General features: G+C 60.5%; 11 protein-coding genes. 2 read left to right on the forward strand and 9 right to left on the reverse strand.

Translation table 11 applies throughout. From position 1 onward, the window contains the following. Positions 1-75 precede the first annotated feature (75 nt). The gene (locus tag QDX22_RS03970) at positions 76-513 is read left to right on the forward strand and encodes an ankyrin repeat domain-containing protein (RefSeq protein WP_110099535.1); all 438 of its coding nucleotides are present in this window, start codon (positions 76-78) and stop codon (positions 511-513) included. 15 nt (positions 514-528) lie between these two features. On the opposite strand, the gene QDX22_RS03975 is transcribed toward QDX22_RS03970, so the two are convergent. The 6 genes from QDX22_RS03975 to argC are packed head-to-tail and all read right to left on the reverse strand — an operon-like array spanning position 529 to position 6,741. After that, the gene (locus QDX22_RS03975; protein ID WP_279674033.1) at positions 529-1,116 is read right to left on the reverse strand and encodes an arginine repressor; all 588 of its coding nucleotides are present in this window, start codon (positions 1,114-1,116) and stop codon (positions 529-531) included. Between the two features lie 9 nt (positions 1,117-1,125). Continuing rightward, a complete protein-coding gene (gene argF, locus QDX22_RS03980; RefSeq protein WP_279674034.1) occupies positions 1,126-2,172 on the reverse strand; it encodes an ornithine carbamoyltransferase in 1,047 nt (348 codons plus the stop codon). A 38-nt stretch (positions 2,173-2,210) separates the two neighbouring features. Further along, positions 2,211-3,521, reverse strand: a complete 1,311-nt coding sequence (locus QDX22_RS03985) for an acetylornithine transaminase (protein WP_279674035.1) — start codon at positions 3,519-3,521, stop codon at positions 2,211-2,213. Beyond that, positions 3,521-4,510: an acetylglutamate kinase gene (gene argB, locus QDX22_RS03990; RefSeq protein WP_425248446.1), complete on the reverse strand. Its 990-nt coding sequence runs from the start codon at positions 4,508-4,510 to the stop codon at positions 3,521-3,523. Before argB ends, QDX22_RS03985 begins: the two co-directional genes overlap by 1 nt. 42 nt (positions 4,511-4,552) lie before the next feature. Continuing rightward, positions 4,553-5,713 carry a bifunctional glutamate N-acetyltransferase/amino-acid acetyltransferase ArgJ gene (gene argJ / locus QDX22_RS03995; RefSeq protein ID WP_279674036.1) on the reverse strand — a complete coding sequence of 387 codons (1,161 nt, stop codon included), beginning with the start codon at positions 5,711-5,713 and terminating at the stop codon, positions 4,553-4,555. Beyond that, positions 5,710-6,741: an N-acetyl-gamma-glutamyl-phosphate reductase gene (argC, locus tag QDX22_RS04000; RefSeq protein ID WP_110101703.1), complete on the reverse strand. Its 1,032-nt coding sequence runs from the start codon at positions 6,739-6,741 to the stop codon at positions 5,710-5,712. Before argC ends, argJ begins: the two co-directional genes overlap by 4 nt. A gap of 118 nt (positions 6,742-6,859) precedes the next feature. Here argC and QDX22_RS04005 point away from each other — a divergent pair, with 118 nt between their 5' ends. Then, positions 6,860-7,849, forward strand: coding sequence for a quinone oxidoreductase family protein (locus QDX22_RS04005; protein ID WP_110101702.1), 990 nt, complete (start codon positions 6,860-6,862; stop codon positions 7,847-7,849). Positions 7,850-7,913: 64 nt separating this feature from the next. Here the strand turns inward: QDX22_RS04005 and QDX22_RS04010 are convergent, their stop codons facing one another. From QDX22_RS04010 to pheS, 3 genes are read right to left on the reverse strand one after another with little or no spacing between them, the layout of a single operon-like run. Continuing rightward, positions 7,914-8,069, reverse strand: coding sequence for a hypothetical protein (locus tag QDX22_RS04010; protein ID WP_158278436.1), 156 nt, complete (start codon positions 8,067-8,069; stop codon positions 7,914-7,916). After that, complete coding sequence (pheT, locus tag QDX22_RS04015; RefSeq protein ID WP_279675234.1) at positions 8,066-10,633, reverse strand: phenylalanine--tRNA ligase subunit beta; 2,568 nt, start codon at positions 10,631-10,633, stop codon at positions 8,066-8,068. Before pheT ends, QDX22_RS04010 begins: the two co-directional genes overlap by 4 nt. A gap of 3 nt (positions 10,634-10,636) precedes the next feature. After that, complete coding sequence (gene pheS, locus QDX22_RS04020) at positions 10,637-11,704, reverse strand: phenylalanine--tRNA ligase subunit alpha (protein ID WP_279718042.1); 1,068 nt, start codon at positions 11,702-11,704, stop codon at positions 10,637-10,639. Between the last annotated feature and the right edge of the window lie 187 nt (positions 11,705-11,891).

Genomic DNA, 11,891 nt, shown 5'->3' on the forward strand with positions numbered 1-11,891 from the left:
GAAGAAACACGCTGGGAGAGATCATCGGTCTACGGGCGACTTCAAGCCACCGGCAGGGTGTTCTAGAGTGGGAGCATGGCTGATTCTGCAACACCGACCCCGGAACATTCCGGTCCCGAACCCCAGTTGAGTGACGAGCAGATCGAGTTTCTGCATACGCTGTTCGATGCGGCTCGCGAGGGGAAAGTCCAGATGCTGTCTTCGGCGATTGATCAAGGGATCCCGGTCAATCTCGCCAATGCCAATGGTGATACGTTCCTGATTCTGGCGACCTACCGCAACCAGCCCGAGGTGGTCAGCGCCCTGCTGGAACGCGGTGCGGATGTCAACGCCACGAATCAGCGGGGTCAGTCCGCACTGACCTGCGCGGTATTCCTGCAGGACAAAGGCCTGGTCCAACAACTACTCGAGGCCGGTGCGGACCCTGAGCTGGGTGCCCAGTCAGCACGAGCCACCGTAGAGTTCATGGACCTGCCCGCTATGAAGGACGTGCTGGACCAGCACCAACGCTAGCCCTCGGAACGCCCGCTATTCGGCGAGCTGGCCACCGGCCATATTCAAGAACATCGTGGCGAGTCGATGACCGGTCGTAGTTTCACGGGCGATCACGAGAATCGCATCATCGCCGGCAATGGTACCTAGCACCTCGTCCAGTCGCGCCTGGTCAATGCAGGAGGCCAAAAATTGTGCGGCTCCTGGCGGGGTGCGGACCACCACTAAGTTCCCGGAGGCCTCGGCGGAGACCAACAGTTCCCGACAGAGCCCAGCCAGCCGAGCCAGCGCTTTGGCCCGAGGGCCACTCAACGGTGTCTGCTCGAGATCACCGGTCTGCGCGTTCTGCCAGCGCTGCTGCGCATCGGCGTGAGGCCCCAGGTCCGGAACCACATACACCAGTTCTCCCCCGGCGTCCCGGGCCCGGGAGGCGCCGAGTTCGACCAGATCACGGGAGAGCGTGCCCTGGGTGACCTCCACTCCCTGTTGGGCGAGCATGGCCCGCAATTGAGCCTGGGAACTGACCGGATAGTCGGCCAACAGAGACCGGATGTGGGCCTGCCGAGCCGTCTTAGTGCCCGGCGTGTTGGGTTTACTGCGCGGTGTGCTAGCGCGTTTGTCCATGAGACTGACCTAAACGCTTGTGCCCAGTCGCTGAGCCGATCGGTGCGCTTTCGGAAGGGACACATCTGCGGGAATCTCAGCCCGCCCCGAGGCATAGAGTAACCAGGCCACCAGAGCTTTCTGAGCGTGTAGCCGATTTTCGGCTTCATCAAAGACGACCGACTGAGGCCCATCGATCACCTCGGCTGCTACTTCTACACCGCGGTAGGCCGGCAGACAGTGCAGGAAGATCGCATCGTGAGCGGCCTGAGCCATGGCCGCCTGATCGACCGTGTAGTCGCTGAAGACGCTCAGGCGCTGTGCTTTCTCTTCCTCGTGGCCCATGGAGATCCAGGTATCGGTAACTACCACGTCGGCACCGTGCAACGCCTCTGCAGGGTCGTGTGTGACAGTCACCGACCCGCCGGTGACATTAGCTCGTTGCTGAGCTGCCTGCACGATCTCGGTGCGGGGAACATATCCTTTGGGACCGGCGACCCGAACGTGCATGCCTGCGGTCGCTGCGCCGAGCAGGTAGGAGTTCGCCATGTTGTTGGCGGCATCCCCCAAGTAGGCCATAGTCAGCCCACGGGCACGACCTTTGTGCTCGATCACCGTTTGCAAGTCCGCCAGGATTTGGCAGGGGTGGTAATCATCGGTCAGAGCGTTGACCACCGGTATATGAGAGTACTCGGCCAGTTCCTCCAGCCCGGCCTGAGCATAGGTGCGCCAGATGACCACCGAAACCATACGTTCAAACACGCGCGCAGAATCAGCGATGGTTTCTTTATGCCCCAACTGGGACTCGCCCGGGTTGATCACCAGCGGGTGACCGCCCAATTCGGCGATCCCGGCGGCAAAAGAGATCCGAGTACGGGTTGAGGTTTTATCAAACATCACAATCCCGGTCTGGGGGCCGGACAACGGGCGGTGACGATACGGTTCGGCCTTGATCTGCTGAGCGAGCTGGAGAACTTCGGCTTGTTCTTCGGGACTCAGATCGGTGTCGATCAGAAAGTGACGCACCCCGGCACCTGCTTCCTGCGTGGTGGCGGTAGTCGGTGTTGTACTCATCATGTCTCTTTTCTTGTCTCCTGCGGTAACGCCGTAGCGGTCTACCGGGTGTGATTCTGGCTGGCTGTCGCGACAAGCGCGGGGAGCCGCTGGTAGAACGAGTCCAGCTGCTCGTCAGTGACCACCAAGCTGGGAGCCAACCGCAACGTGGTTGGCGAGGTGGCGTTGATGAGAAAACCTGCCTCGGCGGCAGCCGTGACGGCTCGAGCCGCCAGGTGCGGTGTGTTGAGGTCGTCCCGGGCGGGGCGTGGCTGGTCGGCTGGCTGGTCGGGTATCGACACATCGATCCCGGCCCAGGCGCCGTAGACTCGCACAGTCTCGATCCCCTCGATCTCGGTGAGATGTGTGGCCATGGAGCGCCCGATGGCCTGGGCCCGCTCCAGCAAGTTCTCCTCTTCCAGGGTGTGCAGGACTTCCAGGGCTACCGCACAAGCTAGCGGGTTGCCACCGAAGGTGGTGCCGTGTTGACCGGCGCTCAGTGCCATCGAGGTGGCCTTGTTCAGACACACCGTCGCCCCGATCGGGAATCCTCCGCCCAGAGATTTGGCCAAGGTCACCACATCGGGAACCACAGGGTGTTCTTGCCCAGTCACGGCCGGATTTTGATAAGCGAACCAGGTTCCGGTGCGTCCAGACCCGGACTGCACCTCGTCGAAGATCAATAGCGCGCCATGCCGATCGCAGAGGTCGCGCACCGCAGCAAGGTATCCGGCCGGGTACCCGTGGACCCCGGATTCGCCTTGAACCGGTTCGATCAACACCGCAGCCACCGTCTCATCGACGGCGGCTACCATCTGGTCGAGATCGCCGGCAGGCACTCGGGTGATCGCCGGTAGTAGCGGCTCGAAAGGATCCCGGTAGGCCTGCTTAGCCGTGACACTCACCGCCCCTAGGGTACGACCGTGGAAGGCCTGCTCCACGCAGATGATGCGGGTCTTGTGCTCGCTGAGCTGTTTGCCGTAGGCGCGAGCAATTTTCAGGGCGGCTTCATTTGCTTCAGAACCGGAGTTCGAGAAGAACACGGACCCGTCGGGCGCCTGGGCTAACTCGAGGAGTTTTTCGGCCAGCTGAACCTGAGCCGGTGAGGTAAACAGGTTGGAGATGTGGCCCAAAGTTGCCGCTTGCGCCGACAGGGCGGCCAGGATCCGCGGATGGGCATGACCGAGAATGTTCACGGCAATTCCGCCGAGCAGATCCAGGTATTCTGCACCGTCTGCATCCCAGACGGTTGCCCCACGACCACGCACCAGCACCCGTTGCGGGGTGCCAAAAACTCCGGTGACAGTCTGCTGATAACGCTGCAAGTAGTCCCGTTGCATGGAGTCGGGATGAGTGGAATCCGGGTCCGTCATCAGTGGCCTCCTGTGGTGTTGAGGGCAAGAACTTCTGGGTGGTCGTCGGGAAGTACCTGGGTGCCGACTCCAGCGGAGGTGAAGATCTCCAACAGCATCGAGTGTTCTTCCCGACCGTCTACGATGTGAGCCTGGGGAACTCCGGCTTCGACGGCTTCGACACAGGCGCTCATCTTCGGGATCATGCCCGATTCCAGCGTGGGGAGCAACTCCTTCAGAGCGCTGACTCCGATGGTGGACACCAGGGAGTCGCGATCTGGCCAGTTGCTATAAAGCCCTTCCACGTCCGTGAGAATCAGTAGCTTAGAGGCTCCCAAGGCTACCGCGACAGCGGTGGCTACCGTATCGGCATTGATGTTGAGGACCTGGCCGGTAGGCTCTCCGTTGTCGTCGAACTCGGGCGCGACCGAGGAGATCACTGGGATATGTCCGGAGTCAATGATGGTCTGGATCGCTTCCGGAGCAACGTGGTCGATCTCCCCGACCAGTCCCAGATCGGCTGATTCGCCCTCGATTTTTACCTTCCGACGGCGGGCCCGGAAGATCGCGGCGTCTTCACCGGACAAGCCCATGGCGTAGGGGCCACGAGAATTCAGCAAGCCCACCAGATCTCGACCCACCTGACCGGTCAGCACCATACGCACGACCTGCATGGATTCCTCGGTGGTGACCCGCAATCCTCCTCGAAATTCGGAATCAATCTGCAGCCGGTCCAGCATCGCGTTGATTTGAGGGCCACCACCGTGGACCACCACTGGATGGATGCCGGCGTGGTGCAAGAAGGTAATGTCTTCAGCGAAAGCCTGCCGAAGGGATTCCGACACCATCGCGTTGCCACCGTATTTGACCACCACAGTGGTTCCAGAAAAACCGCGAATCCAGGGTAAGGCTTCAATAAGCACCTGGGATTTTTGGGCAGCAATCCGGCGGTCGTGGCGATGGGCTTGCACATCTTCGGTCACGAGAAGGGACCTTTCGTCATCAGTCATGGGGCAGTAAAAAATACATGAAGGCTGGAATGCTAGCGGGATTCAGGACGAGTATTCGGCGTTGACCGCAACGTAGTCGTAGGTCAGATCGTTAGTCCAGATAGTAGCGGTGTGTTCACCGGCGTGGAGGTCAATGATCACCCGTGCCTCGCGTGGGGAGAGATCGACCAAAGAGCGGTCCTCGCCCATGCCCCCGGCCCGGCAAACCTGGACGCCATTGATGGTGACATCAATCTGATCGGGATCGTAATCACCGTCGACGGTACCCACCGCCGAGATCACGCGACCCCAGTTCGGGTCCTGGCCGTAGATGGCAGTCTTGAATAGGTTGGAGCGAGTCACGGCCCGGGCGATTGTCTCAGCTTCGGCTTCGGTGCTGGAGTTGACGACAGTGACGGCAATATCGTGCTGGGCACCTTCGGCATCCGCGATAATCTGGCGAGCTAATAGGGCGCAGACCTCGTTGAGCCCGGCCTGGAACTCTGCTGGATCGGGTCTGACCCCGCTGGCGGAGTTGGCCAGCAATAACACGGTGTCGTTGGTCGACATACACCCGTCCGAGTCGGCACGGTTAAAGCTGAGAGCCACTGCCTGTTGCAACATGCTCTGTAATTGGCCGGCCTCGAGCTGGGCATCGGTGGTAATCACCGCCAGCATCGTGGCCATCCCGGGCGCAATCATTCCAGCCCCTTTAGCCATGCCACCGATGTGGTATCCGGTGGTAGTCGTGGCCACCGCAGTCTTGGAGCGCGTATCGGTGGTCATGATGGCTTCGGCGGCATCATCGCCTCCCGCAACACTCGCGCTGTCCAGTGCCACGTCAAGACCGTCCACGAGTTCCCGGATCTTCAGCCGTTCGCCGATGAGCCCGGTCGAGCACACCTGAATTCGGTCGGCAACTGTGTCCAACAACTCAGCGGCTCGTTGCGCGGTGTCAGAGACGTCTTGGTCGCCAATCTTTCCAGTGCAGGCATTAGCACCACCGGAGTTGAGCACCACCGCATCGGCCTGATACCCACTGGATTTCAGCGCCTCTAGGGACCACTTCACCGGAGCGGCTTTGACCTTATTGGAGGTAAAAACTCCAGCCGCCTGCTGATCGGGTCCGTCGTTGATGATAACGGCCAGGTCTTTTGCCCCGGATTCTTTAATACCGCTGGCAACACCGGCGGCCCGGAACCCTTTGGCTTGTGTTACGCTCACGGGGAAACTCCTGTCTGGGTCAGTCCACGGGACTCCTCAAGTCCCAGGGCAATATTCATCGATTGAATTGCACCACCGCCAGTGCCTTTGGTGAGGTTATCGATCGCACAACTGACAATCACGCGCTGGGCGTGCTCATCAACAGCCAGTTGCATCACCGCATGATTCGAACCCACCACCATAGCGGTAGCTGGCCACTGTCCTTCGGGCAACACATGCACGAACGCTTCGTCAGCATAAGCCTGTTCCCACGCCTGCCGGACCGAGGTCGCCGAGACTCCCGTCCGGAGCCGAGCGGTAGCGGTGGTCAGGATCCCGCGGGCCATGGGCGCCAGCGTCGGGGTGAAGGACACCTGCACCGGCTCACCGGCAGCCCAGGTCAATCCTTGCTCAATTTCTGGAGTATGCCGGTGCACGCCGCCCACCCCATAGGGGCTCATCGACCCCATCACTTCCGAACCCAGCAAATGAGGTTTCAGCGATTTCCCGGCCCCGGACGTACCGGAGGCAGCCACGATGACCACATCGGAGGTTTCCAACAGTCCAGCACTGAACCCGGGGCTCAGGGCCAGCAAATTCGAGGTCGGATAGCAACCGGGTACGGCAATGCGCCGAGTTCCCCGTAGCATCTCGCGTTGACCCGGTAGTTCTGGCAGACCATAGGGCCAGTGTCCGGCGTAATCGGTTCCGTAGAATTTCTCCCAGCTTTGTTCAGATGTCAGGCGGTGATCAGCGCCGGCATCGATGACCAGGGTGTTCTCTGGTAGCTGGGCTGCAATCTCGCCCGAGGCGCCATGTGGCAGTGCCAGGAACACCACATCGTGACCAGATAAAACCTCGGCCGTGGTCTCTTCCAAGACCCGATCAGCTAAGGGAATCAAGTGGGGTTGGAGTTCGCCGAGTCGCTGTCCCGCGTTGGAATGGGCGGTGATGGCTCCAATGGTCACTTCGGGATGATTGACTAGCAGGCGCAACACTTCGCCACCGGCGTATCCGGAGGCACCCGAAACGGCTACAGAAATACACATAGGGGCCAGCCTACGTCACCATCACCCGATTATGCACTCTGTGACATATTTATGCATTCAGTACGTGTCATGTCTTTTGTGACTGATTTCTCAGAAGCTGTCGATTAGCGTAGTGACTATGGAACATTTTGAGATCCCCACCACCCACCACGCCGCTATCGTCTCCGATGCCGGTGGCGTGGAAAACTTCTCATGGTCTGAAACCTCTGTCCCCGCCCCCGGCCCCGAAGAAGTCCTGATCACCACGGCCGCTGTGGGGCTCAACTTCATTGAGACCTATCAACGTTCCGGCGTGTACTCGGTGGACTACCCCTTTATCCCGGGCACCGAAGGCGCCGGGACCGTGGTGGCTCTCGGAGAGGACGTCACCGACGTGGCCCTCGGGCAGCGGGTGGCTACCGCCGCAGGTCGGGGCACCTATGCCGAGCACTTTGTGGCCCCTGCTTCCCAGTTATTACCCGTGCCCGATGCGATGGATTTGGTCACCGCAGCTGCATTACCTCTGCAGGGCTTGACCGCTCATTATCTCGCTCGTTCGACATTCCCCGTTGCCCCCGGTGATGCGGTTCTCATCCATGCTGGCGCTGGTGGCGTGGGGTTGTTACTCACCCAGTTGTGTGTGCATTGGGGCGCTACCGTTTACACCACTGCCTCCACCGATGCAAAGAGGCAACTGTCCCGCCAAGCTGGAGCAGAGCACTGTTTCGACTACGAGAATTTCGCGGAAGAGATTGCTGAAGTTACCGGTGGTCGCGGTGTCGATGTCGTCTATGACGGTGTCGGAGCCTCAACCTTCGACGGCTCTTTGGAGGCGCTGAAGGTTCGTGGCATGATGGTGCTCTTCGGTGGAGCTTCGGGGCAAGTACCGCCCTTTGATCTGCAACGGCTGAACTCCGCCGGCGGGCTGTACATCACGCGTCCGGCCCTGAGCCACTACACCGCCACAGCCGAGGAAACTGCCTCTCGAGCCCGCGAACTCTTCGATGGACTCGAGCAGGGCTGGTTGACCTTGCGAATCGACCAAACCGTGCCACTGTCCGAGGTGGGAGGCGCACATACCGCTTTGGAGTCTCGTCAGACGACGGGCAAGACCGTGTTGACGGTGTAGTCTCTCATCACCGCGGGGCTCACCGCGTCCCGGGGGCATCGGCCCATGAGCCGATCTGGCTGATTTAGACGAACAGCCCCGAAATCGTGGCGTAGAGTAGCCCGGCGATGACGACCAGCGCGATCACGCCGACGGCAATCCGTTGGATCTGACCCCGTTTGCGGTCCTCGTCGCTGGGCGGTACCTCACGTTCGAGTTCCCACGGGTCTGGGTCGCTCATCGTAGGTGCGCTCCTAACTCTTGTTCCGCGCGAGCCACGGCAGCCAACCGCACTTCAGAGGCTTCATCATTGGTGAGTGTTTTGTGGTGGTCCCGGAACCGCAAATTGAAGGCCAGGGACTTCTTGCCGTGCTCCACTCCGGCGCCACGGTAGACGTCGAAGAGGGCGATCTCTTCCAAGAGCTCACCGGCGGCCTCCTCCAACACACGCTTCACCTGGGCAGCCGGCATGGCTTCATCCACCACCAACGCCACGTCTTGAGTGACCGCAGGATAGGGGCTGACTGCACGGGCTTCCACTACCTCGGGGACCTCATCGAGCAACCGATCCAGGTCCAGTTCCACTGCCGCGACACGTTCTGGCAGGTGTTGTTGCTGGACGTATTTGGGGAGCAACTCGCCGGCATAACCGAGCACGGATCCACTGGCGGTGACCAATTCAGCGCAACGGCCGGGATGGAAGGCCTGATGGGCGCCCTGACGAACCTCTAACGCCACACCGACGGCATCGGCAATGTTCAGGGCTGTACCGATGGCGTCTTCCCAGTCGTAGGGGGTCGGTTCGAAGCCCGGTCCGGGTGTTGCCGCGTGACCGGCGAACACCGCAGCCACGTAGTGAGGTTGGTGGGGCACGCTGTTGACGATGCGTTCCAATACCTCGGGTGCGGGATGGACACCGACGCCGGGAATCTCCGACACGGCGTCCGAGGAGGCCTCCGGGTGGAACACCAAGCCGGTTTCAAACAGCGCCACGTCTTTGAAACCGCGAGATATGTTGCGGTGCAAGGTGGTCACCAAACCGGGCAACATCGAAGTGCGTAACCATCCCAGCTCGGCAGAAAGCGGATTGGCCAGATGTACCATCTGTTGTTGGGCACCGACCTGCTCGTCGGCGGAACCAAAGAACCGGTTGTCCGACTCAGCCACGAAGGGATACGACAGGACTTCCACAAGTCCCGAAGCCGCCAGGGTCTCCGATACGTTGCGACGCAGCCGCTGACGCGGGGTGAAACCACGCCCGGCCGGTGCTACGGGCAACCGTGATGGGATCTTGTCGTAGCCAACCAGGCGAGCAATTTCTTCCGTCAGGTCTTCGGCAATGGTCAGGTCAAACCGCCAGGATGGGACGGTGACCCGGTAGGTGGTGCCAGACTGTTCATCGGTCTGCTGGGTGACCTGGCACCCAATCTGTTCCAGCACCTCGTCGATCTGCTCGGTGGTGAACTCGTACCCGATGCGTTGGGTTGGGAAATCAGCTGCCATCTCAACGACGGTCGGTTCGGGGCGTTCGCCGATATCGGTGACACCCTCATCAGCAACACCACCGGCCAGTTCCACGAGGAGCTGGACGGCGCGTTCGGCGGCTTCGTCGCAAATCTCCCAGTCCACACCGCGCTCGTTGCGACGCGAGGCTTCTGAGGGGAGCTTGTGGCGACGCTTGGTCCGGGCGACAGAAACCTGATCGAAATGGGCAGACTCGATCACAATATCGGTGGTTTGTTCGGTCACTTCGGTGGCCAAACCACCCATCACGCCGGCCAGCCCGATCGGACCGGAGTCGTCAGCGATCAACAGGTCTTCGGGATCCAGTGTGCGGGTCTTGCCGTCGAGGGTTTCGAGCGTTTCTCCGGACGCGGCACGTCGGACGCGCAGAGCGCCGTTCAGCCGGTCACGATCGTAAAAGTGCAGGGGCTGTCCCATCTCCAGCATGACATAGTTGGAAATGTCCACCGGCAACGACAGCGAACGAATGCCAGCCAGTCGCAGTCGTTGTGCCATCCACACCGGAGTCGCACCGGTAGTATCCACGCCAGTTACGGTGCGGGTCACAAAACGGGTTGCTCCCGGGTTGCCGTGGATCGGTGCCTGATCGTCCAGCACGACCGGATACCCGGAATCGTTGGGCACAGGAGGGTGCACGGATTCTGCCGGGTCGATACTCGTGGTCCCGGTGGCGTGACCGTACTCGCGAGCGACACCACGCAGGGAAAGAACGTAGGACCGGTCAGCGGTGACGTTAATTTCGGCGGCTTCGTCATCGAGGCCTAGTAGCTCGATCACATCGGTACCGGGCTCTGGGTCCAACCCCCAGTCCCCCAGCACGATGATCCCCTCATGGCCTTCGCCCAGACCGAGTTCTTTCTCGGAGGCGATCATGCCGGCTGAGATATGACCGTAGGTTTTCCGCGCGGAGATGCGGAAATCACCGGGAAGGACGGCTCCCGGCAGGGTGACGACAACTTTGTCTCCGGGCTCGAAATTGTGTGCTCCGCAGATCACGCCCTGGACGCCATCGACTGCGATGCCCTCGCCTTCCAGAGTTTGGCTGGCTCCGTCGGGCACGACCTGGACGTGACACCAGTTGACGGTTTTGCCGTTGGAATGTTCTTCCGGGGTTTTGTCCAAGACCTTGCCGACCACAATCGGTCCGGACAGCTCATCGAGGGGACGGTGCACGTCTTCCTCTTCGAGTCCAACGCTGACCAGATCGGCCATGAGATCTTCGGCAGTAGCGCCAGCGGGAAGCTGGGTGAATTCACGAAGCCAAGACAGTGGAATCCGCATACCTTAGATCTCCAATCCAAACTGTTGAGAAAAGCGAATGTCGCCTTCAATCATGTCGTGCATGTCGGCAACATCATTCCGAAACATCAGGGTGCGTTCCACACCCATGCCGAAGGCGAATCCGGAATATTCATCAGGGTCGACACCAGCTGCCCGCAAGACGTTGGGGTGCACCATGCCACACCCACCCCACTCAATCCACTGTGGGCCTCCTTTGGCACCGGGGTGCCAGATGTCCATTTCCGCACTGGGCTCGGTGAAGGGGAAGTAGTTGGGGCGCAACCGGATGGCTGCCTCGTCACCAAACATGACGCGGGCGAAGTATTCCAGGGTGCCACGCAGGTCTGCCATGGTCAGCCCGCTGTCCACGGCCAGTCCTTCGAACTGATGGAAAACCGGCGTGTGCGTGGCGTCTAGCTCATCGGTGCGGAAGGTTTTGCCGGGGCACAGCACGTAGGTGGGAGCTCCGCGTTCGATGAGTGCCCGGACCTGAACCGGAGAGGTATGAGTCCGCAACAGCAAGTGATCTTCGGGAGGATCAATAAAGAAAGTGTCTTGCATTTCCCGGGCTGGGTGGTCCGGTAAGAAGTTCAGCGCGTCAAAGTTGAACCACTCGGATTCCACTTCGGGACCTTCGGCGATGTCCCATCCCATCCCGACAAAGATGTCGCAGACTCGATCTTGGAGCACGTTGAGCGGGTGGCGGGCTCCGAGGCGACGACGACGCACCGCGGTGGTGACATCTACGGTTTCTTCCAGCAACACCTGCTGTTCATGGTCAGCTTCGAGCACTTCGGTACGTGCAGCCAACGCCTTATTAACCTGAGCTCGAGCTTGCCCCATGCGCTTGCCGGCGGCTGCTTTCTCAGATTTGTCCAAGCTACCGATCTGCTTATTGGCCAGCGTAAGCGGAGATTTTTCTCCGGTGTGAGCAAGACGAGCTACTTTGAGCTCGTCGAGTGATCCCGCTGCTTCGAAGGCTTCGAGAGCTTCAGCCACAGCACGGTCGACCGCATCTTGGTCGGCCGGCGAGATCAGCTGGTCATCGTTAGCTGATGAACGATCTGTCATGGGCACACGCCTTCACCTAGATTCGACTGTTACGGATGGGTCTTCGACCCTCATCTAGTTTAGGGGCTTTTGCTACTCCCTCGGCACACCGAGAAGGTCTCGGTCTCGGAATGGTCTGGTTAAACACTGATCCGGAGTCGAGGCGCCACGGCGAGTCGACTCCGGATCAGCCATGCAGGATATTGTC

Origin of the sequence: Auritidibacter ignavus, from assembly GCF_029853775.1 — a bacterium.
Lineage (GTDB): Bacteria > Actinomycetota > Actinomycetes > Actinomycetales > Micrococcaceae > Auritidibacter > Auritidibacter ignavus.

Bases quoted from the DNA above. Each gene is read 5' to 3' on its own strand.
- QDX22_RS03970 (WP_110099535.1), top strand. From the start codon at position 76: ATGGCTGATTCTGCAACACCGACCCCGGAACATTCCGGTCCCGAACCC.
- QDX22_RS03975 (WP_279674033.1), bottom strand. From the start codon at position 1,116: ATGGACAAACGCGCTAGCACACCGCGCAGTAAACCCAACACGCCGGGC.
- argF (WP_279674034.1), bottom strand. From the start codon at position 2,172: ATGATGAGTACAACACCGACTACCGCCACCACGCAGGAAGCAGGTGCC.
- QDX22_RS03985 (WP_279674035.1), bottom strand. From the start codon at position 3,521: ATGACGGACCCGGATTCCACTCATCCCGACTCCATGCAACGGGACTAC.
- argB (WP_425248446.1), bottom strand. From the start codon at position 4,510: ATGACTGATGACGAAAGGTCCCTTCTCGTGACCGAAGATGTGCAAGCC.
- argC (WP_110101703.1), bottom strand. From the start codon at position 6,741: ATGTGTATTTCTGTAGCCGTTTCGGGTGCCTCCGGATACGCCGGTGGC.
- QDX22_RS04005 (WP_110101702.1), top strand. From the start codon at position 6,860: ATGGAACATTTTGAGATCCCCACCACCCACCACGCCGCTATCGTCTCC.
- QDX22_RS04010 (WP_158278436.1), bottom strand. From the start codon at position 8,069: ATGAGCGACCCAGACCCGTGGGAACTCGAACGTGAGGTACCGCCCAGC.
- pheT (WP_279675234.1), bottom strand. From the start codon at position 10,633: ATGCGGATTCCACTGTCTTGGCTTCGTGAATTCACCCAGCTTCCCGCT.
- pheS (WP_279718042.1), bottom strand. From the start codon at position 11,704: ATGACAGATCGTTCATCAGCTAACGATGACCAGCTGATCTCGCCGGCC.